The organism is Flavilitoribacter nigricans DSM 23189 = NBRC 102662 (assembly GCF_002646595.1).
In the GTDB taxonomy this organism is placed as follows: Bacteria; Bacteroidota; Bacteroidia; order Chitinophagales; family Saprospiraceae; genus Flavilitoribacter; species Flavilitoribacter nigricans.
This window is the reverse complement of sequence record NZ_PDUD01000001.1, coordinates 24322-49785: the sequence shown is the minus strand read 5'-3', so window position 1 is coordinate 49785 and position 25464 is coordinate 24322. Positions and strand designations below refer to the sequence as shown.

Here is a 25464-nt window from a genome sequence, read left to right as displayed (position 1 = left end):
GTCCCCTTCTTTAGTCTTCCGCATTGCGAACCCGTACGTTCTCCAGGATGAATTCCACGATCTCCTTGGCAGAATCCGCAGTCTTGATGTAGCGATTGATCACCAGTAATTCGGTGAAGAAGCGCCGGGGATCAAAAGATTGAATATAGGATTCATTGAAGAAGAACTGAAAATCTTCCAGCAGGCTGCATTGCAGCAGGTGAAAACACTGGTTGCGCACGTCGTAAACGCCCATGATGAAACGGTTGGCCACTTTCTGAGGGAAGCAGTGTAACAAGATCGGATAATCGAAATAGGGCGCCTGCCAGAATCCGAACAGGTTGGATTCGAATAAGGGATAGTACTTTAACTGGCTGGGAATATTGTATTTATTCAGCATCCTTTTGAGATTGCTGAGTTCCTGTTCCATCCGGGTGATGGGAATGTCTTCGGGCTGTAATTCGGTGAAAGGCAGCCAGGTATTGCTGTACAGATCGTAATAATCCACCTCGCCGATCCGCAACTTATAATCGAAGCGCGGATAACCCGGCACCACATAGCCGGGATAGTAATATTTCAGACCCAGGTCCATACAGTACTGGAGTTCCAGCAGCATGGTGTAGAAACCGAGGCTGTAGCGATCGTATTCGGGATCGTAAACGCCCAGAATGCTGGCCGAACTGTTCTTGCCCAGATCGAAAAAGCTGAATGCGATGAGGCGGTCTCCATCGTAGATGCTGACTTCGATAGAATGGTAGATATTCTTCTCTTCGCCATCGAGGAGTGAATCCTTCAGACTGGGAGCCAGCATGCCCGAAAAGGACCGGCGGTAGCGCTGGTACAGTCGTTCTTTTTCCCGATCGATCTTACCGGAGCGAAACACGTGCCGGAACTCGCGGTTGTTCCGGCGCATGATCTTCCGGATACTTTTGCGAAAGTTATATTCTTCCAGATCCAGCCGTACCCAGATCGCGGAATAGAAATGTTGCTGGAAACAGAGGAAATGCGTGGTAAAGATCGTTTGCCCCATACGATACCATCCCTTGGCCAGGTAAGCATCAAGTGCTTCCGGGGCCAGGTTTTCGGATGGATAATGCTTATCGGCAAACATGGGAATCATTCGGAAAAGAGTATTTTAGGGATGTCGAGATAAAAGCAAAATTAAAATTTAAGCACTAAATATGAGCTAATTCTCCGCCTTTGCTAAACAATTTGTCTACTTTTTTTACAACCGCCGGATCGGAGACCAAAGGCGGAGCGTGGTGCGGCTTGATGCGGGCATCAATGATCAGTGGTCCGCGGCAGCCCCAGTGTTTAAACTCCGTAAAAGCGCGAACTCCGTGCAGATCATGGGAAGGGTTCGCCCGGGTAAAGGTAACCCAAAGAAAGTTGTTCAGGTTTGCACTTACAAACTCAGCATCGTCAACCATCAATATCAGTGGGATATCTTCTAGGTCATAACGCTCAAGGTGGTGTGCAAGTTCCCTGCCGTCGGCATAGGAATCCGCTCCGGTAAATTTAGGGCTGCGGATGGCCAGAATGCCGGGCTGCGCAAAACGGGGTTCGGCAAAACGATCGGGCAGACTGAAATTGGTCGGCAATTCGTGCCGCAGCTTCCGCCGCGCTTCTCCCCGGCAGGCGATGACCACCTTGGAACCGGCATTCCAGCCCGATCCGGAATAATCCAGCGTATCGATGGTCGTTTTCGTGTAGAAGTGCAGATCGCGCGTCCAGTCGACCCGTTCCAGGACATGACGGAAGAAGTCGTCGATCCGGTGGGTAGTAAGTTGGGGATCATCCTCATCGGCTGCAATGATCAGGAACTTGGCGAGTGAAGTCTGCCCGGAACCCAGTATCCGGTTCGCCTGGGTCAGGATCTCCTCCGGCTGTTTTTCCCGGAACGGCATATAGCGTTCGCTGCCAATGGCCAGTAGTAAGGGGTGCACGCCCGCAGCATCGACGGCATTGATGGACCGGATGCCGGGAAATTCTTGGGGCGTCAGTTGCTTGACCAGTTTGTGGATCATATAACCAAAACTGGAATCTTCCTGCGGCGGCCGACCCACGACGGTAAAGTGCCAGATCGCGTCCTTGCGGTAATATACGTTTTCGACCTCCATCACCGGGAAATCGTGTTCCAGACTGTAATATCCTAGATGATCACCAAACGGGCCTTCCGGTTTTTTAGCGTGTTTCCGGATGGTCCCGGTGATCACGAAATCCGCGTCGCTGGACAGATAATGTCCGTTCTCCTCTTTGTAGCGGAACCTCCGTCCGGCCAACATGCCGGCAAAGGTCAATTCACTTAGGCCCTCCGGTAAGGGCATGATCGCACAGAAGGCGTGGGCCGGTGGCCCACCCACAAAAATGGAGCAGCGAAAGGGTTCATCACTTTGATTGTACTGCGTGTGGTGAATGCCGATGCCGCGGTGGATCTGGTAGTGCAGGCCGATCTCTTCATTGGGAATATACTCATTGCCGGAAAGCTGGATCCGGTACATACCGAGATTGCTCTCCATGATCTTCCGGCTGCCCGGAGGCAGCGTAAAGACCTGCGGCAGGGTGACAAAGGCTCCGCCGTCCATCGGCCAGCTTTTTATCTGCGGGAGCTGATCGATCGTGGTGCGCCCGTACGTGACCGGTGCTTTGCCCCAGCTTTTTGCCGGCAGGGCGGTCAGGGCCGTAAAAGGCGCACTCAGGTACCGCAGGGGATTACGCAGAAAGTTGGTAGGATCGGCTTTGAGTTCGATCACCTTCTGCACCTTATCAAAAGTTTTCCGGAAGATGAAATCCGTCCGTTCAAAGGTGCCGTAAAGATTGGACAGGCCGGGAAATGGGCTCCCCTTGATCTTTTCGAACAGGATGGCCGGCCCGCCTTTGTCATACACTCTTCGGTGAATTTCTGCCACCTCCAGGTCCGGATCCACCTCCGATCTAATGCGGATCAGATGTCCGTTCCGTTCCAGGTCTTTTACGCAGTCACTCAAACTCCGGTAACTCATAGATTAAATTTTGTCAGAAGGTAACAAAGGTAGAAAAGTAATGTTGTGCAGCTGGAGATTTTTGAAATTACAGTGACAAACGGTTCGGCGGTGGAATCGCTTGTAGGGGCAACCGAAATTTTACGGGGAAGAGTCCGGTAGTACAGCGCAATAAAAAAGCCCATTCATCTGAAACAGACGAACGGGCGTAAAGGATCCAAAGTTTAATAGCTAAGTAAATGAGGTCCCTTGGAATAATGATGGATGTACCAATGTAAGATCTGGGGGAAAGCCTCCCGGATCCCGCTTGGTTAGATTGTAAACAATGGATCCCCGGACTCCCGGTGGTGTACAACCGGGCAGTACGAATTGAGTTAGAAAATTCGGGGTATTTGCTGGCGATGACTATGCACTCACTTTACGGAAGGATGGCGAATCCCATTCCCTGGTGCTTTCCGGAGCTTGTTTCGGCCTTTTACCGGTCGCCTTTCCAAATATTTACGGGAATTTAAATTTGATTGGATTTCTATGGGGCTTGTTTTTCAAAAAAAAACTACTTTTGAGTTGAGCTCCATAAAATCTTTCTGACACTGAGCCATTTTCAACAAGTAATCCAATTCACCATCAGTGTTTATTACCGGGTTTTCTGATCTGTAATTTGGCTTGCAGACGGTAGCCAGGATAATCCAACTATTCAGGTACATCATCGAAACAAAGTTTCGTTTTTACAGTTCTGAACTATTGTCCAAGCGTCATGTTGTGTTGACTTTAATTCTGTGTAAAGACAAGAACCCACATATCGATGTCCATAAAAGAAAAAAGAACAATGTCGGACGAGGAGTTGATCACTCTTTTGCATACCAACAGGCGGCGCGCCATTCAGCCCATGCTGGATAAATACGGCGACGCGCTGTTTGGGGTAGTGCTGAGTATAGTACACGCACAAGAAGTAGCGGAAGACGTCATGCAAGACACCTTTGTAAAGGTTTGGAAAAATGCAGATAGCTACAACGCAGACAAGGGAAGGCTTTTTACCTGGTTGGTAAATATTGCCCGTTACACGGCAATTGACAAGATCAGGACGGTAAAATTTAAGGAGAACCGGAAAACCATTTCCCTGGACAGGACCGTATATGAAAATGATCGCCTCTCAGAAGAAATGGAAATTCGGGATGTCGGCCTCCTCAAAGTGGTCAACAGCCTGGAAGAAAAATACAGTCGCCTGATCGATCTGCTCTACTTACAGGGCTTTACCCAAAAGGAGGCGGCTGAAGCACTTAACATTCCCCTGGGCACCGTGAAAACGAGGTCTAAGACCGCAATTGCCCAATTACGCACCCTATTAGGATCCAAAGAATGGTTATGGCCAGTCCTCTTTATTGTTGCTGCTCTCCTGTGGATGAGCAGGCACTAAACCATTTTTATTGATTAACGAAGATTTTTGACATCGTGAATATTGAAGCGTACAAATCATCGGGAAAATTAGAGCAATATTTGCTCGGACTACTCTCCGAGAGTGAAGCGCGGGAAGTGGAACAGGTAGTTGCTGCGTATCCGGAAATAAAGTCTGAGCTCAATGCCATGGAGGATGCACTGACCCAGTATGCAGTCGCCAAGGGCATTCCTATGCCTGCGGACCTGCCCGGTCGGATCATCCGTCGGCTGGAAACCCTGGATAAGGACGTTCCGCCCGGCTCGACGACTCCGCCCCAAACAGATTCCGGTAGTGGCCCGATACTACCCATTCTTGGCTTTTTACTGATTACCGCACTTGCGGGAGCTATTTACTTTTGGTTCCAGACCGATGAATTACAGGAAAACCTGAACACCACTCAAACGGAATTACAACAACTACAGGTAAATTGTGATCAGATCCAGGATTCCCTCGAACAGATCGTGCTGAGTCTGGCCGTCCTACGGAGCGAAGGTAATCAGACTTTCATCATGCGCGGACTTCCCGATAAGAATCCGGGAGCCGTTGCCAATGTGTACTACAACACGCAGGCCCAGCAGGCTTTCCTGGATATTCGGGAACTGCCACCGCCACCGGCCGGCCAGCAGTATCAGCTGTGGGGCATCGGAGCGAGCGGCGTGCCGCAGAGTATGGATGTATTTAATATCCCGCAGGGAGATGGGATCAATTTCATTCCCGTTCCCTACCTGGCGGACGTCTCCGTTTTTGCCGTTTCGCTGGAACCCGCCGGCGGAAGTCCGAGTCCTACCGACGTACACATGATCAGTGGGTAGGAACAGGCAGTAGTTAAATTAATACAACAAACAACCTACAAATAAAGAGGTGCAGCGGTTTTACCGGTTTGCACCTCTTTTATTTTTGCTACATTTTGTAATTTACCGAAAGTCAGGGCGGTGCGTCGTGGCCGCGTCCTGATCATATCAGTGCGCCTTATTTTTTTGACACCTATTAGCCTCTATTATGCCTCCTAAATCAATTTCGTATCCGGAATGCTGCTTTGCAGTTTTTCTGGCACTGTTCCTCTTTTCTTCCTGCGGACAAACTCCCGAAGAAGAACTACCCGGCTTTGTGATCCATCCCGATTTCCGGCTGGAAGTAATGGCCGCCGAACCATTGGTAATGGATCCGGTCGATCTCCAGTTCGACGCCTACGGCCGGGCGTTTGTCCTCGAAATGCCGGGTTATCCGCTACGTGATGCCGAAAGCCGTCTCATTCTCCTGGAAGATACCGACCAGGATGGGCAGTACGACCGGCGCCAGGTATTTGCCGACAAGCTACAGCTCGCCTCTTCGTTTATGCCCTACCGCGAAGGATTCCTGGTAGCTGCTCCTCCGGATCTGCTCTATATCCGGGATACCGATGACGACCGGGTAGCCGACGATTACCAGGTGATCATGAGCGGTTTCAGTACGGGCAACCTGCAACATAACTTCAACGGCCTGACCTACGGCCTGGATAACTGGTTATATGCCGCCAACGGCGGGAATTCCGGCGAACCTTATTTCGCTGTGGATCCAGAACTCCGGCTGGATATGCGCGGAGATGATTTTCGTTTTCAACTGATGCCGGATCGCGTGGAGCGGGTTGGTGAATCGTCGGGTGGATATGGCCTGGCTTTTGATCAGTGGGGCCATATGTACGAAACCCACAACCTGGAACATGTCTCCCATCTGGTATTCGAGAACCGGTATCTGGAAGGGGTACCGGCTAACCGGCGTCACGCCCTGACCCTGATATCGGATCACGACGAAAATGGGCTTTCCCGCATCTATCCGATCGGAGAACAGGAATCCCGGGTGAACCACCCGGAACAATCGGGTTACTTCTCGGGGTCATGTGGGATCACCTTTTACGGAGGCGGGGCTTTCCCGGATGGCTTCAACGATCATATTTTTGTGGCGGATGTGGTGCTGAACCTGATACACCTGGATGTGCTTTCGCCCGATGGGGCTGCCTTTAAAACTTCGCGGAAACGGGAAAAAGTTGAATTTCTGGCCTCTACCGACCGGGCTTTCCGGCCGGTCAACCTCACTACCGGTCCCGATGGTGCCCTTTATGTACTGGATATTCACCGGGACGTGATCGAGCATCCGGAATGGATCCCCGATGAGATCGAAGCCACGCTGGACCTGAACGCGGGCAAGGATCAGGGGCGTATCTATCGGATCAGCCCGCGAGCCAGTACGCTGCAATCGCCATCCGCGCTGGCCGGAATGGAACCGGAAGAACTGGTCAAGCAACTGGCCAATCCCAATCAATGGACGCGAATGACGGCCCAGCGGCTATTGGTAGAGAAAGCAGCCGCCGGATCGGCGGCACCATTGGAAACACTGCTCCGTAGCTCGGAATCGCCGCTGGCACGCCTCCACGCCATGTGGACCCTGGAAGGCCTTAGCGCACTCAACGATGAGATCCTCCGGCAGGCATTGGGTGATGCGGAAGCAGGAGTAAGAGAAAATGCGATCCGGATCGCTGAGAAGCGGCTACCGGGATCGTCCGATTGGATCCGCTCCCTGTTAGAAATGACCAAGGATGAGAACGCCCGCGTCCGGATGCAGGCTGCACTGGCCTTGAGCACCATTACGGACGAGCAATTCCAGGCTACGTCCGAAGCCCTGATCGACACTTTCCAGTCTTTACTCCAGGAAGAACATGCGGGTGACCAGTGGTTGATCCTGGCCACGGCTACTGCGCTGAAAAAAGCGGCTCTGCCATTTACGGAAGGCCTGTTAGCCGGTAACGATAAACTGAACGATCAGCAACTGGAAGTGGCCCGTCTGCTCAATAAAATGATCGGTAAAACCCAGGCACCGGCGGCAGTGGCCGGGCTGTTGGGGAAGATCGCAGCTTCGGAAGTGATTGACGATGCCGAACGGGCCCGTTGGGTAGATGGATTGGCCGCGGGCTGGTCGGGAAAAGGGAAAGCCGGTCCGGCGCTCGTTCCGGCGCTGGAAAGCCTGGAGCGTAACGGCAACACTGCACTGATCCGAGCTGCCGGGCACTTACGGGAAGTAATGGGTTTGCCCGTTTCTGAGAAAATAAAAAGCAGTCTGGCCCAGGCTAAAACGGACCTTTTTGACAATGACCTGAGTCCGGAAGAACGCCTGGAACTCCTGAAATTAACCGGGCTGGATAATTTTGAGCGGCGCGCTGAAATGTTGTACCAATTGCTGGATAACCGCCAGCCGCTCGTACTGCAGCAGGAAGCTCTGCGGCAACTCCGGGCGGAAAATGACGAAAGCATCGGTGATGAACTACTGGCTCGCTGGGCCAGCTTCGGGCCGGAGTCCAGAAAGGGTGCCGGAAATATCCTGTTGTACAAAGCATACAATCACGACCGGCTGCTGTCGGCTCTGGAAAACGGGAAGATCTCCCTGGGCGAGCTGAATTTCGATCTGGAAAGGAGGAGGGAGCTGCTTTTTTCCGAAGATGCAGCGATCCGTACCCGCGCCGAAGCATTGTTTAGCGATGCCGGAGTGGTCACCCGCAAGGTGGCGATGGATAAGATGCGGCCGGCGCTGGACCTGAAAGGGAACGTCGCAGCGGGTAAGGAGGTCTTCGGCACCTTATGCGGTACCTGTCACCGATACGGGGCCACGGGGCAGGACGTCGGACCCGTGCTCACCGAGATTCAGCGCAAAAGCAAAGCTTCTCTGCTCCACGATATCCTCGATCCGAACGCTGCGGTGGATACCAAATATCTGAGCCATCGCGTCCAGACTAAAAACGGCGATATCTACGTCGGCATCGTAGAACAGGAAACGGACGCGGAGATCACCCTGAAAATGCTGGGTGGGCAGGCCGTGCAGATCCCCAAGCAGGAGGTCGAAACTTTTGCCTCACTGGGGCAGTCCCTGATGCCGGAAGGACTGGAAGCCGGCATGAGTGAGCAGGACCTGGCCGATCTGTTGGCATTTTTACAACAGGAGATCATTTGACCTGACGGGAGTTACTAAACAAGCATCCATCCGGGGCGGGCGCCTGTCCGCCCGCCCCGGATGGTGTGCTACAGAGCAACCCGTTCGCCGGTATGCAGTACGCGATAGAACTGTCCGCCTTCGATCAGCAGGGCTTCTGATCTGCCGGCCGGTAGATTGCTCTGGTAATCTTTCGGATGTTTGACGTCTATGCCGATCACTTTTCCCGCAAAGGAGGCATTGACCCGGGATTGCAGGGTATGTCCCACCACAATGGCCCGGGCTTCGAATTTATTCAGGATGGCATCAATCTGCTCCTGCTCGGGATCCGCCCGAAAGTAGCCGCGATACCAGGCCAGGCCGGTGCGGGTAGAGGTCAGTAACTCTTCCCCGGAACTTTGGGCTTTGGGGAAATATGCCCGATAGTACTGCTCCCGGACCAGTTGGTTGATCGCCCCGAGGTCATGCGGAAGCGCTGCGACCTCGGGATGGATCCCTCCGTGCACAAAAAGGACGCCATTGATCCGCTCCAGCGTATTTTTGCTGGACATCCATCTGCCGATGAAGGCATCCGGACCGTAAAGCTCCTGCGGTTGTTTGCCCAAAATGGCAGCTACGCCGTAGTATTTAGGCGAAGCCGATTCGTATTTTCCCTGTAAATTTTTGAGCTCGTGGTTACCGAGAATGTAGTGTACTTTTCCGCCTTCTCGTTGAGCGGCCTGTTCCAGTTTGTAGATGAACCAAAGCACCTGGGTGGTAGAAAATCCCCGGTCTACAAAATCCCCGACCAGCACCAGGTGTCCCCGACCGAAGGTCCAGTTAAGATCCCGGTCAATGACCTGACTCCGGATTAAAAAATCGCGGAAGGTTTTATAGCCGCTTTCGATGTCGGAAATTGCCAGAATTGGCTGGTCATCCTGATAGTTTGCCGGCGGTGGGATGATATCCGGATGGATCTCGAAGCTAAAGTTGGAGGAATCTAATGGGAAATAACAACTGGCCTTTACCGGCTCCTTAGTGGGGTACTCTTTCACATCCGTGTAAAAGCCGTCCTCCTTATTACCGCGTAGATACCGGACGTTCAGGATACTATCACCTTTGAAGAAAACGTAGGGACCTTCTCCGTCTAGAACCAGTCTCCGCGGATCATCCCCGTAGTGGACCGATCCGCCTTCCCGGACCAAAATTGTAAAACCCACCGCAATTAGTACTAGAAAAGTAAGACTGATGTGTTTAAGGTAGCGCAGAATTCTTTTTTTCATTATTCTTTTTTGAAGGGCAAGAAACAGGAGAATGGAAGAGGAAACAAAAGAAAGGGACCTACTCCGGTCTGGCGGTTGCAGAAAACCGTTAGGACGCTATCAATTGCTTTCGTAACGGCCAGACTGCCGTTTGCCCCGGCCACCGTCACGTACATCAAATTATTTTTGCGGATTGATACGCTACACCTAATTTTGCCGCATGTTATTAAAAATCTACCGGAACAAGTGGAAGATATTCGGGCTGATCGCCCTCGTATCGCTGAGTATACCGATCTTGATCGTAGCTACGGTGTTGATCACTACCGGACAGGAATCCGTTAGGTTCTTCGAAAATTCGAATCCGGTGTTTGCGGTGCTGATCCTGTCTTATTACATCCTGATCATTGCGCTGGGACTGGTCTGGTTGATCCAACAGATCATCAGCATCTTCCGATTGAAAAACGAAACGGTGAAGATGGAATTGAGGCACCTGCAGGGGCAGGTCAATCCCCATTTCTTCTTCAATATCCTCAACAATCTCTACGGTATGGTTGAGAAGGACACCCGGAGGGCCCAGGATCTGATCATCAAGCTTTCCGATATGATGCGGTACAGCATTCACGAAGGCCAGCGGGAATACGTTACGCTGGCCGAAGAAGTGGACTATCTAAAGAATTACGTTGCCCTGCATCAGATGCGTTACCACAAGACTATCGATGTGCAATTTGCCGTGGATATCCCGGATGAAGAATGGAAAGTCCGGCCGCTCTTGTTCATCATTCTGACCGAAAACGCTTTCAAACACGGGGTAGAGCAGCTACGCTCCGGCGCATTCATCCATATTCGCCTGCAGGCGACCAGCAGATCAATCGAATTTGAGGTGACCAACAACTTTGATCCGGAAGCGGCGGCTGCACCCTCCGGAGTAGGCCTCAAAAATCTCCGGCGACGCCTGAATCTGGCCTACCCCAAACGGCACGAATTATCGCTCCATCGATCCGACGGTATTTACAAAGCCTCCTTAAAACTACAGTCCGTATGATCTCCTATCTAATCGTCGACGATGAACATATGGCGCACGATATCATCAAGGGATACTGCGATCTGCTTTCCGGCTTTCACCTGGCCCGGCATTGTTACGATGCCATTGAGGCCCTGGAATATCTGCGGGAACATCCGGTAGACCTGATCTTTCTGGACCTGAATATGCCCAAGCTCAAGGGTTTTGAATTTTTGCGCACGCTGCAGGATCCGCCGCAGGTCATTGTCACCACAGCCTACCGCGAATACGCGCTGGAAGGCTACGAACTCAATATTGCCGATTACTTGCTGAAACCCTTTAATTTTGAACGTTTTCTCAAAGCGGTTAACAAGGCGCTACCAGCTACATCGGAAATTTCTAAACCGGCGCAGCCGGCGCCCAATGATCGTCAGCTTGTCTTCCTGCGACAGAATAAATCCTGGCTGCAAATTGATCTGGAGGCCATCCGATTTATTGAAGCGGCCGGCAACTACACCAAGATCACAACCGGCGATGAAACGATCACTATTCGGGAAACCTTCTCCGACCTGCTCGCCAGATTGGACCATCCGGATCTGGTGCAGGTACATAAGTCTTTTGCGGTTGCCCGTAGGTATATCCAAAGTATTGAAGGGAATCGTATACGGATCGGCGGCCAGGAGGTGCCGATCGGAAAAACCTACAAGTTGTCCTTTATCAACTCCCTGAAGCAATTGTAATTTGATTCAGCATCCGCTATCTCCTGGTTTAAACCGGTGACGGCCCCGTTTTGCCCGGGCCCAGAATCGGGTTGCCGTGGAAGGGTAGGGGACGCGGTCCGAGGTGGACTCCGGAAATTCGATGCAGTCCAGCACGTAGTAAAAGATCTCCGTGGCGGTGAGTGAGCTGCGGTATATCGTCTGGACCTCTTCTTCATTGGCCAGGCAGAGGTTGGGTGGCCTATCAACAGCAGGCGGCGTAAAACCCAATCCGAGATGGTGCGCCAGTTTAGCCGCTATCGGAAGCTGCATCTCTGCTGGTTGCAGGTCTCCCGCCAATAATCTGGTCGCCGGTACTCCGGGGAACAGATCGTGTAACATCAGGGCCTGCCCAGTTTCATGTCTAGAATTCATCATCGGTATTTTCGAAAAACTGACGGTTTGCTATTGTCCCGCTCCGGTTCAAACCAGAGGGCCCGAACTGTTCCCCCGGAAGTAGGCGATCTTGTACTGAAACATTTCCGCCATCTTTTGCGCCCGCCATTTGGCTTCCGTAGCTTTTTCGCCGGTGAAAAGTTCGTCTACGGTTTCGGAGAACAGGTGGAGCCAGTGTTCGAAATGACGGGCATCCACCGGCAGCTGGTAATGGGGAGGAAATGGCCGGCCGTTATAGGTATGTTCCTTCAGCAGTACGGTTTGCCAGAAATTGTACATCTTCTGGAGGTGCATCGGCCACCGGTCCCGGATCACACCGTTAAAAATGGGTCCCAGCAGGTCATCCGTTCTTACCTTTTCGTAGAAGGTATCTACCAATTGCTGAATATCTTTCAGTTCCTGAATTTCTCGTTTCATCGATTTTCGTTCGACTATTTTAATGCTCTGAACCCAGAGCCAGGCTACCTATTTTCTTTATCTGAGTTTGTATCTGATACTTTAATACCCGTATCTTCTTTCAATCGCTGTTCCTATCCGTTAACGGTACGCTCAATCACGCACCAGAAAAGTCAGACCAACCTCCAGACCGGTAGCCAGTTCGTAAAGACTGGTGCTTTCCAGCATCTTCCGAAGGTCATTCCGGATCCCCACAAATTTATCGTGCAGGGGGCAGGGCTTTTGGGCATTGCATTGCTCCAGTCCGAGGGCGCAGCCCCGATAGATATTGTCTCCATCGATCGCGGAAACGATCTCGCTGAGTTTGATCGCACCGATCCGCTCCCTGCTGATCTGAAACCCCCCGTACGGTCCCTTTACAGAATCGACGATCCGGCTACGGGCCAGTTGCTGCAGGATCTTGGCGGTAAATGCTTCGGGAGAGTTGATCTCACCGGCTATATCCCGCAGGTTAACCCGTTGATCCTGTAGGGATTGAGTGGCAATGTATAAAGTTGCTTTAATGCCGTATTCACACGCTTTGGAAAACATATCTGCGGTTTATTACTCTGACAATGTACATCTTATTGGTATTTCGGACTAATTTATCCGGAATAAAACCTGTTACCCTCTATTTAACGAATGTTGCCTCCCACCTGTAGCCCGCTGGGCACTTCCGCCGGTACTTCCCGGTCAAATTGATCATCGTTCAGCGTATTGAAAAACGAAATAATGGGAGCCATGTCCCGTACGGTGATCTGGAGTTCCCGGATCAGCGTATCCAGTTGTTCATTGGGCACACTCCGGTTGCGGTTTTTACCCTGAGAAATGTCCTGGTAGAACTCCAGCACGCTCTTCAGACTTTTCAGCTCCCCGTTGTGCATATAGGGTGCCGTAAAGCGCAGATTGCGCAGGCTGGGGGTGCGGAAGGCAAACCGCTCTTCGAAACCCCGATCGACCTGATCCAGTTTATCATTTTCCGGTACGCCCAATACATGCATCTTGTAATCGGAGAACATCGGGCCGTTGTGGCAATTGGCGCAGCCTACTTTTTTGAATAATTCAAAGCCGTCTTTTTCATCCAGAGAAATAGCATTTTTATCTCCCCGCATGTACTGATCAAAACGGGAGTTATTGGTCACCAGGCTCCGTTCAAACGCGGCGATGGCTCTGCCGAGATTTTCTGCGGTGACGGGATCGGGATCCGGAAATACTTTTTGGAACAGCTGCACGTACTCCGGAATTGCCTTCAGACGCCGGATCACCTCATCGAGTATATCTGCCTCCGGGTAATGGCGGCCCCGCATCTCTTCCAGGGTCTTAATGGGTTCCAGTGCCTGTGCTTCCAGGCTTTCGACCCGGCCGTCCCAGAACATCGGCGCGCGTTCGGGCTGATACCGATTTTGGTGGTTGATGCCATTGAAAGCGGTGTTGAGAATCGTATGGGCGTTGCGTTTTACAAAGGGGATATCATTTGGTTGCCGGAAACTGCGACGACTGCCAAATCCCCGCCCGTTTACACCGATGGAAATGTCTCGAAACTCAGCGTAACCGTTATCGGGATGATGACAGGTGGCGCAGGCAACATCCTGATCGCCGGACAGGACCGGATCGTAGAACAACAGTTTCCCCAGAGCTACTTTGCCGGGCGTTGTCGGATTGTTGCCCGGAGCCTGTACGTTCAGGGGGAGTGCGCTCACCCGGCTCAGTTTTTGCAATGCGACTTTCCGGCGGGCTCTTGCTTTCAGCATGCGCTCCCGCTCCTGTTCCTCCGTGTTACAACTGGAGAGGATCAGCGCGAAAAGGGAAAGGCATACAAGGAGATAGTTCCTGCTCACAACGGGTAATGTTGGTTTTGGTGAGGCCTAAAGATAGCATTAAATCCTATTTCGGATAAATTTATCCGAAATGAGAAATATCATTGCCAATATGGCGAAAATTGCAGGCCGGAAAGGATAAATGTTTCAGCATGGAATAGCTAAGGCGCAACCGGAAATGTCAGTGCCCCAGATTATCCAGATGCTTTTGGTCAATAATGGCTTTAAAAGCCTTGCGGTAGGTATCGCTGACCGGAATGACCGTTTCTCCGATCTGTACACTGTCGCGGTCGATAATGTCGATCCATTCGAGGGCAACGATGTAGGAATGGTGGACCCGTACAAAATGCGAAGCCGGTAATTGCTCCTCAAGAGTTTTCAAACGTTGCAGTGTAGTGATCTTTCCTTTTGGGGTATGAATGGCGATATAATCTTTGAGGCCCTTGATAAATCTAATCTCGTTTAGGCGTAGTTTGACGTGGCGGGTGCCGTCCTTAACGAAAAGGTAGTCAATCGGCTGGAGAGTAGCCGGCGCCTCTTCCCGGATGGTGGTTCCCTTTGCGGAGCTGTTTCCCGGATCCGCCAGGCGATCTGTGGCTTTCTCCACTGCCTTCAGGAATCGTTCAAAAGTGATGGGCTTGAGCAGGTAATCCGTTACGTCGAGTTCGTAGCCTTCGATCGCGTATTCCGAATAAGCGGTGGTTAAAATGACGATCGGTTTGGTTTTAAGGATCTTGAGCAGCGAAATACCGGTGATCTCCGGCATCTGCACATCCAGGAAAAGAATATCGGGTTCCCGGGTGCGGAGAAAGTCAAGGGCTTTTACCGGGTTGGAGAAAGATTCGAGCAGTTCCAGCGTGCTGATCATGGCGATGTATTCAGTGAGCAGATTGCGCGCCAGGGGTTCGTCCTCGATGATGATACACGTTAAGTTCATGCCAGATCAATTTTTAGTTCAACGGCATAGCGATCCTCCAGATCCTGAATTTCCAGCCGGTAGTTATCCGGATAGCTCAGCTGCAGTCGACGTTTTACATTCGACAATCCGATGCCCGATTTTTCCTTGACGGTCTTGCCCGATTCCGGGATCTTGCTATTCTCCACCCGGTAATAACACTGGCGGTCCCTGACCTGAATGGTAATATTGATCCAGGAATCGGCATCGGAATTACTCACGCCGTGTTTAAAGGCATTTTCCAGGAAGGTGATCAGTACCAGCGGCGCAATTTTTACGCCGGATACATCACCTTGAATTGCAAATTCAATAGGCACGTGATTCCCCAGGCGCAGTTGTTCCAGGCTGATGTAATTCTGCATGTATTCGATCTCCTTACTCAGCGGCACTTCCGGGTGATTGCTGTCGTAAAGCATATAGCGCATCATTTGCGACAGCTTGGAGATCACTTCGGTCGTATTCTGGGATTTGGTATAGGCCAGATAATACAGGTTGTTGAGGGTATTGAAGAGAAAGTGGGGATTGATCTGCGCTTTGAGAAAGCGCAGTTCTGAAGTCAGGCTTTCGTTTTCCAGTTCCTTTTTTCGCGCTTCCAGTTCAAACCAGTCTTCTACAAATTTCAGCAGTCCGACAAAAACGACCAGAAACAGCGCACTGATCATTACATTGACGGTAAAGCGGGTGGAATAGATGTGTTTGGAAAAAAAATGCTGACTCAAAATGGATTGTTTGATCAGCACTACCAGATAGGCCAGCACCAGGAAAACGGGGATAAACTCCAGGGCATAGCGTCCGAAGTTCTTGTGTTTCAACAACCTTGGCAGGAAGTAAAAATAGTTTAGATAACTGATGGCCATCATCGCGGCCATGTGAAAGGTGAAGTCTTTGAAGATCCGCGACCAGTTCAGTTCTTCTCCCGCGCGGGTAAATGTGATCTGGTAAAAGAAAAAGGAGGCATAAACGCACCAGAATGCGATATGGAACAGGACCTTTTTATGTTTTTGTGCAAATGATTCCATTTTTTGCGATGGTACTCCCGGTGATGCGCACAAAATAATAATGTCCGCCCGATTGCCTGCCTTTTTACCCGGTTTCGTAATTCGCGGCCGGTTTTCTCACAATGGATATCGCCGTCCGAAGCCGGGTTTGCCGGCAAAAATTCTCTGCAAATATCCTTTCTAATATTGGTTTTGGAGTAATCTTCGACCATCCGGCCTTTTCGATCGATACCTGGGGTGAAATTTTCGGCAATTCCATTAGATCGATTCATTTGGGCAAAGTGCCGACTTATTTCCGGCAATGGTATATGCATCAAAATCATACCAGGTAAAAGATAGACCTTAGCGTCGTTAATCGCATTATTTTGAATCACCTGCAAACCAGCACCTCCCGGAGGCAATGGTCAAATAGATTGAAATGAAAAAACTTCTCCTCTCTTTATCACTCCTGTTTACCCTGGTATTTAGTTACGCACAGTTCCCCGGTCAATCTTCCGGTACGTCTCTGCGCACCAAGGGCATTGCCCGTATCGCCGGCACGGTACTCGATTCGGAGGGCGGTAGCGGCGTCGAATTTGCAACCATTTCCCTTTTCCTCACCGATAAGAACGAACTGATCGACGGAACGATCACCGATGATAAGGGCAAATTTTCCCTTAACGATCTGATCGACGGCAATTACTACATCGAAATTTCCTATCTGGGTTTCGAGAAAAAAGTACTGGAAAACATCGTCATCGAAAAAGAGCGAAACGTTGACCTGGAAGCCGTTGCGCTCTCCCAGGGTGCCAATGTTCTGGACGAAGTAACGGTAACCAGTGACCGCTCCCTGATCGAAGAAAAGGTGGATCGGATGGTGTACAATGCAGAGAAAGACAACCTGGCCAAAGGAGGAGATGCCGCAGATGTGCTGCGGAAAGTGCCCTTACTGCAGGTAGACCTGGAGGGGAACGTATCCATCCGGGGAAGCTCCAATATCCGGGTGCTGATCAATAACAAACCCTCTACCATCGTTGCGGCCAGCATCGCAGATGCGCTCAAGATGCTGCCGGCGGACATGATCAAATCGGTGGAGGTGATCACTTCGCCTTCTGCCAAATACGATGCGGAAGGTTCCGGAGGGATCATCAATATCATTACCAAGAAAAATGACCTGGAAGGTTATTATCTGAACCTCAATACCGGCGTCGGCCTGCGGGGTTCGAACCTGGGACTGAACGGTAGCTACCGCCGCGGCCGGTTTGGCCTGACCCTCGGCGGTTTCGGACGCGCTTTCTACAATAAGGCGGAAACCGATATCACCCAGGCGACCACCTTAAACGACATGGTTAACCTCACCAAGCAGTTTTCCGATGCTTCGGATAACGGTATTTTTGGGCGCTACAACCTCGGTTTTGACTACGATCTGGATAAAACGCAGTTCCTTTCCGGAGGGATCCGTTACGGCGTCCGGCGTTTTTCGCGCGATCAGTTGCAGACGACCGAGATCTACCGCAACGATGAGCTGTTCTCGACCAATCTGCGGGATATCAATAGTCTTCGGTATTCCGGTACGATCGACCTGAACCTGGATTACCTGAAAAGTTTCAAACCGCAGCAGGAACTGAGTATTTCCACCCTGTATAGCCGTACAAACGAAAACAGCAATTTTGTTTCCGATAACCTCGATGCCAATCAATCTTTCCTGAACAGCCTGAAAAACCTGGATGATAACCTCAACGAGGAAATTACCCTGCAGGCGGATTTCATCACACCCTTTGGAGATAATCAGATCTTTGAAGTAGGCGCCAAGGGGATCCTGCGGATGGTCAACAGTGATTATTCCTACCTGTTTGCCGAAACGCCCAATTCCTTTACCCAGGATTTTAACCGGCCCGCCGGTACTTTGGACTACAGCCAGAACGTAGCGGCTGCGTATACGTCCTATACCTATTCAACGCCGAGCAAATATACTTTCAAAGCCGGCCTTCGCTGGGAACGCACAGCCATCGAAGCTACCCAGGATAACGAAAATATCCAGATCCCGGATTACAGCAATCTCGTACCGAGTATCAACGCATCGAAAAAACTGGGCGGTCTGACGACCCTGAAACTGGGCTACAACCGCCGCATCCAGAGACCCTGGCTGAGACAGCTTAACCCCAACGTCAACATTCAGAACAGCCAGAACATCGAGGTCGGTAATCCGAACCTGCGACCTGAGCTGACCGATAATATCGAACTGGCCCTGAGCACAATGGTCAAAAAGACCTACCTCAATATCTCCGTATTCGGCCGCCTTACGGACAATGCGATCAACCAGATCCGCTTTCCGATCGATTCGATCCCCGGCGCTATCCTGAGCACCTACGAGAACATCGGCCGGGAACAGGCTATTGGGATGAACCTCTTCGCCAACATCAACATTTCGGATAAGTGGTCGGTCAATGGCGGTGTAGATATCGATTACGCCAGACTGAACGGACAGGTAACCGGCCTGGACGGTACCTCCATCACCGCCGAAAACTCCGGGTTCAACTACGGCGGCCGGCTGATGTCACAGCTCAAACTGGACGGCGGCTGGAGTATGCAGGCGTTTACCTTCATGCGGGGAAGAAGAGTAGAGTTGCAGGGGAATCGCGGTGGATTCGGTATGTACGCGCTGGGCGTGAACAAAGATTTCAAGAACGATAGAGGTAGCTACGGCATAGCGCTGGAGAACTTCGCTTCCAGAGGCTGGAATGTCAGATCCGAACTGGATGCTGTAGCTTTTAGTCAGGTCAGCAACATGTACCTGCTCAACCGCAGTGTGAAGATCAACTTTACCTATAAGTTCGGTCAGATGGATTTCCGCAATACCCGGAAAACCCGTTCGGTTAGAAACGATGACCTGATGGGTGACGGTGGCGGCGACATGCAGGGTGGCGGTATGCAGGGTGGTAACGAGAGCGCTGCACCCGCTAGAAATAACCGGGCTGCCAGAAGAAACAACCAGGCGGCCAAGCCGGCGACTTCCGGAACCAGTACGCCCATGCCGGAAGGAAAAGCCCTGGATTTCAGCGGAACCTGGAAAGGGGTAGCGCAGGGACCGATGGGAGAAATGGAGCAAACCTTCGTGTTCTCTATCGACGGCGAACAACTTACCGGTACCATTGAAACCAGAATGGGTAAACAGGACATCAAAAACGGCAAAGTAGAGGGTGGACAATTCTCCTTCGAAGTCACTTTCCGAAATTTCAATATTTCCTACAATGGTGTAGTGCTGGAGGAAAACAAGCTGATGCTAAAGAATGAAAGAATGGAAATGACTCTGGACCGCGTGCAATAAGCCATTCATAAAAATGACTCAACCGGTAGCTAAAACCGGTAGAGGAAGCGCCCATACGGTATCGTGTGGGCGCTTCTGTTTTACCCCTTGGGGTGCATACCTTTCCGGCCGCCTATCTATTTTTATAGTTTTCTTCCAATCGACCGGGCGTTGACGACCAAAAAAATTAAATTTAAGGGCGAATATTTTTAATGCGTGCTCTCTACGCGCAGAATAACAAATCAGATTGTATGAACCGCTCTCTTTACTACCTGCTAAGCGCATTCGCGCTTATGTATTCCACGACAATTGCAGCAACTGTTCCCGAAAGATCAGTACCCAGTCATCCAAAGCCTACCAGTACGACTATTCATTCGGGCCTGAGATCCATCTATTATGAGAATACAACGGAGGACTCACTGGCCCTGGCTGCTTTCTACCTGGCCACCGACGGATCGAACTGGACCGTCACCTGGGATCTGAGTGAACCGATGTCCACCTGGTACGGCGTTCATTTGGACGGAAATGGCCGGGTAATTTGTCTGGACCTCGACGGCCAGGATAATTGTGTTTCCGATCGCAATAGTTCCGGTAACAACCTTTCGGGTGACCTTACGGATCTCAATCTGCCGGATCTCACCCAATTGCTATTATCCAACAACCAGCTGACCGGCCCGATTCCCGATTTTCTGGGTATGCCTCAACTACAGGTGCTGGATCTGGGGGGAAATCAACTGGAGCAATCGGTGCCGGACTTTTCGGGCCTACCGGTATTGGAAGAGCTTTTTCTGGCCGAAAACCAACTGACCGGAGAAGTCCCCGATTTTTCTGCCTGCCCGATGCTGACGTATCTGAATTTGCATGACAATATGCTTACCGGCACTATTCCGGATCTTTCTAATTTACCCGTCTTGCTGGACCTGATCCTTTCGGATAATCAGCTGTCGGGGATCATTCCCAACTTCTCGGGCCTGCCGGTCCTAAGATCCCTGGTACTTTCCAACAATCAATTGGTTGGTTGCCTTCCGGCATTTTCCCATACTCCGGCGCTGCAGGTTATTTTTGTAAAGAACAACCAGCTACAGTGTACGGTGCCGGAATATCTGAACCTGCCGTCTTTATTATTTCTGGAGATCGAACACAATCGCTTTACGTTCGAAGAATTGCTGCCGAATCTGAATTCTATAAATCGCGTGTATAACTCGGGAGGTCATTTCAAGTATTTTCCCCAGCAACCGATCAGCGTTCCGGCGATGCTGGCGGGTACTCTGGGCGGATCGATTACCATCGATCTGATCGAAGATGATACGGTGAGTTCCAATCATTACGTGTGGTACAAGGACGGCATGCTTTTGGAGGAGATCGATGGTGCCAATGAACTGACCATCTCCGGTCTGACGGGTGCCGACGCCGGAACCTACTCCTGCGAGATCACCAATGACCTGGTTCCCAACCTCATCTTATATACCAATGACATTAATTTGTTTGTCGGAGACGGTAGCGAATCCTGCCGGATGCTCGATTCCCTGGCTCTCGTTTCGCTATACCAGGCGACGGATGGCCCCAACTGGGTGAATAGCTGGGATCTGACCCAGCCGATCCACACCTGGTACGGCGTGACGCTGGACGACAATGAATGTGTAAAATGGCTGTATTTGAGAAGCAATAAACTGAAGGGAATATTGCCCGACCTCAACCTGCCCAATTTAATTAAGCTGGGGCTGAATGTGAATGACATCATGAGTCCGCTGCCTCCCTTTAGCTATACGCCTAAGCTGGATTATCTGGAGCTCGGCGGTAATCAGCTAACGGGCCCCCTGCCCGATCTTTCCAATTTGCAGGAAGTCCTGATCCTGCGTTTTTCCGGCAATTACCTAAGCGGGCAGGTGCCGGATTTTAGTTTGCCGAAATTGACCAAGTTATGGTTAGACTTTAATGCCCTGAGTGGGATCATTCCGGATTTCACCGGCATGGATATGATCGAAGAGATCTACCTGGACCATAATTACCTGGAAGGAACGATCCCTGATTTTAGCCAGAGTGCCACCCTGAAATGGATAGAATTCAGTGATAATCGGCTGATCGGGACGATCCCTGATTTTACCAATTTACCGGCATTGGAGCGAATGTACCTGGCCAATAATGATCTAACGGGCTGCCTGCCTCCACTCAGCAATTCTCCGCTTATTCGCAGGATCCTCGTTCAGGGGAATAATTTGAGTTGTACCGTGCCGGCTTTCGGAGGCAAACCCCAATTTACGGATCTGTACCTGCAGGGAAATCAATTTACCTTTGAGGACCTGCTCCCTCATTTTTCGGACCTGGATCTTGCTGTTTACACCTACGCTCCACAACAGAAAATATTTGCCGATACTCTCATTGAAGCTGACGCCGGGACCTCGCTGGTTATTGACCTCATGGTGGATGATACGGTTTCCAGTAATGTCTATCAATGGTATAAAGCAGGCGAGTTCTACCAGGAAGTGACGGGAAGCAATGAGCTTTCATTCAATACGCTGCAATTAGGGGATTCGGGTGATTATGTCTGCCTGATCACCAACCCGAATCTGCCGGACCTCAGCCTGATGAGCCGGGTGATCACCCTGCAGGTGGAAGAGGTGATCCTGCCCGATTGCGATGACGATATGCTTACCCTCGATCAGGATCCCGTACCGGCAGATACTTATCGGGCCTTTAGTACTGTGGAATCTGCGGGCAGTATTGCGGCTTTTACTGCGGTAACTTTTGTGGCCGGGGAGTCCGTCCGGCTTTTACCGGGCTTTCACGCCCAAGCGGAGTCAGAATTTTTGGCCTACATTGATGATTGCCAGGCCGTAGCCGAAAGTACTCAGGAGCTCCCCAAATCGGTTTCCGCCCTTAAAAGTAGCCCTGAGCTAAAGCTGAAGGTATACCCCAACCCGGGCCGGGGAGCGATCTATGTAGAATATAAGCTGCAGGAAAATTCCCGGGTTCGGATCGTGATCACCGACCTTACCGGTCGCCGGTTGGTAGTAGCGGCAAATGATGTTTGGCAGGAAGCCGGTACTTATCGTCGGCCGATTGATCTGCAGGGATTGCCCTCCGGTATGTATCAGGTACAACTATTCACGGATCAGGGTAGAGCGCAACAGCGCCTGGTCGTATTGGATTGAGTAGCCTGTAAAACTTTAGCCGGACCAGAATGTTTTCAAACGAATAGGTCCGGCGGCTGGTTCAAAGATCGGTCGGCCGGGGCTTCATTTTATCTGCTATTCATACCAATCGTAATATGGAAATCGGAATTGATAGTTTTGCTTATACCCGGTCCAATGAGACCGGTACACGGATGGACCCCATGCAGGCCATGGCCGAACTGCTGGAGCGCATGGAACACGCGGATGCCTGTGGGCTGGATGTATTCGGGATCGGAGAACACCACCGGGAAGAATACCTGGACGCCGCTCCGGTGACGATCCTGGCGGCGGCGGCGGCCCGAACCCGGAATATCAAACTGACCAGTGCCGTTACCGTGTTGAGTGCCGCCGATCCGGTCCGTGTTTTTCAAAGTTTCGCGGCGCTGGACCTGATCTCCCAGGGACGGGCGGAAATGGTCGTCGGACGCGGCTCATCTATCGAAGCCTTTCCGTTATTCGGTTTTGAACTAAACGATTACGATGCACTATTTGCCGAAAAGTTGGGACTATTACTGCACATCCGGGAAAACGAGGTGGTGAGTTGGTCCGGGAAATTCCGGCCGGCCATCCAAAACCTGCCGATCTATCCCCGGCCGGTCCAACCGAAGATCCCGATCTGGCTCGGTGTGGGTGGTACGCCTAATTCTTTTGCCCGCGCCGGTATGCTGGGGCTCCCTCTGATGATCGCGGTGATCGGTGGCGAAACGCACCGGTTTCGGCCGCTGGTTGACCTTTACCGGGAAGCCTGGCTGAAAAGTGGTCACCCGGAAGATCAGATGCAGGTCGGATTGCATTCGTTCGGTTACCTGGCGGAATCAATGGATCAGGCAGTGGCTGACTATTATCCCGGTCACGCCCGCAATATGAACCGGATCGGCCGGGAAAGAGGCTGGCCACCGATGACTATGGATCGGTTTAATCAGAGCCGTAGCCCGCTCGGATTTATGTTGATCGGCGACCCGGAAGAAGTAGCCGAAAAGATCTTGCGCCACAGTGAAGCGCTCGGAGGTATCGACCGCCTTACTTTCCAGATGGACAATGCGGATCTGTCCCACGAGCAGTTAAAACGCTCGATCGAACTGATCGGCACTAAGGTGAAACCTTTGGTGAATCAGGCCTGATCAGACCATTTCCGATACCATCCGGGCGGATTAATACCCGGCCTGTATGTAGGTTTTTAATCTAATTGATGAAACTTTCTTCGATCTCCAGGGTCAGCCGGTCTTCACTGGACAGGCGATAGGCCAAACCGCTGGTTTTGGGAAGTTCGTATTCAAAAAAGTAGCGACAGGTGAATACCTTACCCTGGTAAAACTCGTATTCGTCCGTTGACAGATCCTTTTCCAGCGCTGCGTTGGAGATCGCTGCCTGCTTTAACCACTGCCAGGCAATGGTCACGGTGCCGAAGTATTCCAGATAAAGTGTGGCGTCGGCCAGGAATACCTCCGGTTTTTCTTTACTGGCCAATTCCAGAAGGCTGAGCGTTACCTTGTGCAATTGCCGGGTTACCTGGCCGAGCTGAGTCGCCATATCCGCCAGCTGGGAATGTTTGGCCGCCATTTCAATCGTGGCCTGGATCTCCTGCATGAGCAGTTTCACCGCTTTCCCCTTGGCCATGGTCACTTTCCGGCCGAGCAGGTCCATACCGTGGATGCCGGTGGTGCCTTCGTAGATCGCGTTCACCCGGATGTCCCGGTAGTATTGTTCCAGCGGGAAATCATCGGTATAACCGGCACCTCCGAGGCACTGCATACCCGTACTGACCGCCAAGGTGCCCATTTCCGAAGGGTAGGATTTGGCGATTGGGGTCAGCAGTTCGAGAAGCAAATGAGCGTTTTCTTTTTCTTCCCCCTCAGCGACGTGGGCAATATCCGAGAGTTTGGAGCATTGGAGCAACAGCGCCAGACTTCCTTCCACTACCGCTTTCTGGAACAGCAACATGCGCTTTACATCGGCGTGCTCAATAATGAGCACCTGTTCCTGATTCACATCTTTGTTGGAAGGATGTCTTCCCTGGGGGCGTTCTTTCGCGTATTTCAGGGCAGCGTAGTAGGCTGCCGATGCGGTGCCCGCTGCGACCAGACCGGTACCGATACGGGCTTCGTTCATCATCTGGAACATGAATTTCAGTCCCTGATGTGGTGAGCCGACCAGGTAGCCGTGACAGTCTTCGCGCTGTTCGCCCAGCATCAGGTGGGCGGCAACGTAGCCCTTTTGTCCCATTTTGCCGAAGATACCGGCGGTAGTGACATCGTTGTCTACCAGTTCGCCATCTTCAAGGCGGAATTTAGGAACGACGAATAAAGAGATCCCCCGCGTACCGGCCGGCGCGCCTTTGATCCGGGCCAGCAGCAAATGCACGACATTGTCTACTGCCGTGTGGTCGCCACCGGAGATATAGATCTTCTGACCCCGGATCAGATAATGGCCTTCGTCGGTGAGTTCGGCGCTGGTTGTGATATCGGAAAGAGAACTGCCGGCCTGGGGCTCGGTGAGCGCCATCGTTCCCTGCCAGGCACCGCTGTACATATCGGGAACAAAAGCCTCGTGCAGTTTTTCATCCCCGAAGGTGCGGATCAGATTAGCTGCCGCCTGGGTGAGAAATGCATAAGCCGCCAGATTTGCATTAGCTGCATAAAACTGGAAAAGACCGGCGTGCAGCAGTGTGGCCGGCATTTGCTGACCGCCCGCATCGTAATCATCGATGGCCGCGATCCAGCCTCCGTCCGCCAGCGCCTTGATCCCTTCCTTGAGAGCCGGATGCGTGTGTACGGTCCCTTCGGCGTAGTAAGCCTTGTCTTTATCCATCTCCCGGTAGAAGGGGTAGAGATAAGTATCGGCAATCTGCCGGGCCGCATCGAGGGCCATGTCGGCCGCTTCGTCATCGTAATCAGCAAAGCGTTCGTACTGCTGCAGCTGACTGAAGTTCAGGACCTCGTGCAGTAAAAATTTCAGGTTTCTCAGACTGGCGTAAGTTTCCATAATCTTTTATTTGGTAACGGGTAGAAGGTATTGGAATGGTTTATCCGGTTCGGAATATGCCATCCGATTGA

Annotated in this window: 18 protein-coding genes; 8 read left to right on the top strand and 10 right to left on the bottom strand. The window is 51.6% G+C overall.

Going from position 1 to position 25464, the window contains the following annotated elements; all coding sequences use genetic code 11:
• Positions 1–10: 10 nt before the first annotated feature.
• Positions 11–1099, bottom strand: coding sequence for a GNAT family N-acetyltransferase (locus CRP01_RS00215; protein WP_233752603.1), 1089 nt, complete (start codon positions 1097–1099; stop codon positions 11–13).
• A 55-nt stretch (positions 1100–1154) separates the two neighbouring features.
• Positions 1155–2981, bottom strand: coding sequence for a UbiD family decarboxylase (locus CRP01_RS00210; protein WP_099147962.1), 1827 nt, complete (start codon positions 2979–2981; stop codon positions 1155–1157).
• A 781-nt stretch (positions 2982–3762) separates the two neighbouring features.
• Between CRP01_RS00210 and CRP01_RS00205 the strand changes: the two genes are divergently transcribed.
• The 3 genes from CRP01_RS00205 (at position 3763) to CRP01_RS00195 (ending at position 8373) form a co-directional block, all read left to right on the top strand.
• On the top strand, positions 3763–4374 hold the full coding sequence (locus tag CRP01_RS00205) for an RNA polymerase sigma factor (RefSeq protein ID WP_233752602.1): 612 nt from the start codon (positions 3763–3765) through the stop codon (positions 4372–4374).
• An 80-nt stretch (positions 4375–4454) separates the two neighbouring features.
• Positions 4455–5207: an anti-sigma factor gene (locus CRP01_RS00200; protein WP_099147960.1), complete on the top strand. Its 753-nt coding sequence runs from the start codon at positions 4455–4457 to the stop codon at positions 5205–5207.
• A 187-nt stretch (positions 5208–5394) separates the two neighbouring features.
• The gene (locus CRP01_RS00195; RefSeq protein ID WP_099147959.1) at positions 5395–8373 is read left to right on the top strand and encodes a PVC-type heme-binding CxxCH protein; all 2979 of its coding nucleotides are present in this window, start codon (positions 5395–5397) and stop codon (positions 8371–8373) included.
• A 68-nt stretch (positions 8374–8441) separates the two neighbouring features.
• Here the strand turns inward: CRP01_RS00195 and CRP01_RS00190 are convergent, their stop codons facing one another.
• The gene (locus tag CRP01_RS00190) at positions 8442–9614 is read right to left on the bottom strand and encodes a metallophosphoesterase (RefSeq protein WP_099147958.1); all 1173 of its coding nucleotides are present in this window, start codon (positions 9612–9614) and stop codon (positions 8442–8444) included.
• Positions 9615–9813: 199 nt separating this feature from the next.
• Between CRP01_RS00190 and CRP01_RS00185 the strand changes: the two genes are divergently transcribed.
• Positions 9814–10635, top strand: coding sequence for a sensor histidine kinase (locus CRP01_RS00185; RefSeq protein ID WP_099147957.1), 822 nt, complete (start codon positions 9814–9816; stop codon positions 10633–10635).
• Complete coding sequence (locus CRP01_RS00180; RefSeq protein WP_099147956.1) at positions 10632–11333, top strand: LytR/AlgR family response regulator transcription factor; 702 nt, start codon at positions 10632–10634, stop codon at positions 11331–11333. Before CRP01_RS00185 ends, CRP01_RS00180 begins: the two co-directional genes overlap by 4 nt.
• 6 nt (positions 11334–11339) lie before the next feature.
• Here the strand turns inward: CRP01_RS00180 and CRP01_RS00175 are convergent, their stop codons facing one another.
• From CRP01_RS00175 to CRP01_RS00150, 6 genes are all read right to left on the bottom strand, one after another.
• Positions 11340–11726 (bottom strand): hypothetical protein, encoded by a 387-nt coding sequence (locus CRP01_RS00175; RefSeq protein ID WP_170110158.1) that lies wholly within the window; start codon positions 11724–11726, stop codon positions 11340–11342.
• 48 nt (positions 11727–11774) lie between these two features.
• Positions 11775–12164, bottom strand: coding sequence for a group III truncated hemoglobin (locus CRP01_RS00170; RefSeq protein WP_099147954.1), 390 nt, complete (start codon positions 12162–12164; stop codon positions 11775–11777).
• Positions 12165–12296: 132 nt separating this feature from the next.
• The gene (locus tag CRP01_RS00165) at positions 12297–12734 is read right to left on the bottom strand and encodes an RrF2 family transcriptional regulator (protein ID WP_099147953.1); all 438 of its coding nucleotides are present in this window, start codon (positions 12732–12734) and stop codon (positions 12297–12299) included.
• 83 nt (positions 12735–12817) lie between these two features.
• Entirely contained in the window at positions 12818–14020 is a 1203-nt protein-coding gene (locus tag CRP01_RS00160; protein WP_233752601.1) for a cytochrome-c peroxidase, read from the bottom strand.
• A 160-nt stretch (positions 14021–14180) separates the two neighbouring features.
• A complete protein-coding gene (locus CRP01_RS00155; RefSeq protein WP_099147952.1) occupies positions 14181–14936 on the bottom strand; it encodes a LytR/AlgR family response regulator transcription factor in 756 nt (251 codons plus the stop codon).
• Positions 14933–15973, bottom strand: a complete 1041-nt coding sequence (locus CRP01_RS00150; protein ID WP_099147951.1) for a sensor histidine kinase — start codon at positions 15971–15973, stop codon at positions 14933–14935. The genes CRP01_RS00155 and CRP01_RS00150 overlap by 4 nt, the downstream gene beginning before the upstream one ends.
• 397 nt (positions 15974–16370) lie before the next feature.
• Here CRP01_RS00150 and CRP01_RS00140 point away from each other — a divergent pair, with 397 nt between their 5' ends.
• From CRP01_RS00140 to CRP01_RS00130, 3 genes are all read left to right on the top strand, one after another.
• Entirely contained in the window at positions 16371–19259 is a 2889-nt protein-coding gene (locus CRP01_RS00140) for a TonB-dependent receptor domain-containing protein (protein WP_099147949.1), read from the top strand.
• A 230-nt stretch (positions 19260–19489) separates the two neighbouring features.
• The gene (locus CRP01_RS00135; protein WP_170110157.1) at positions 19490–22390 is read left to right on the top strand and encodes a 3-coathanger stack domain-containing protein; all 2901 of its coding nucleotides are present in this window, start codon (positions 19490–19492) and stop codon (positions 22388–22390) included.
• 116 nt (positions 22391–22506) lie between these two features.
• On the top strand, positions 22507–23532 hold the full coding sequence (locus tag CRP01_RS00130) for an LLM class flavin-dependent oxidoreductase (protein ID WP_099147947.1): 1026 nt from the start codon (positions 22507–22509) through the stop codon (positions 23530–23532).
• A 61-nt stretch (positions 23533–23593) separates the two neighbouring features.
• Here CRP01_RS00130 and CRP01_RS00125 read toward each other — a convergent pair whose 3' ends face one another.
• Positions 23594–25393 (bottom strand): acyl-CoA dehydrogenase, encoded by a 1800-nt coding sequence (locus CRP01_RS00125; protein ID WP_099147946.1) that lies wholly within the window; start codon positions 25391–25393, stop codon positions 23594–23596.
• Between the last annotated feature and the right edge of the window lie 71 nt (positions 25394–25464).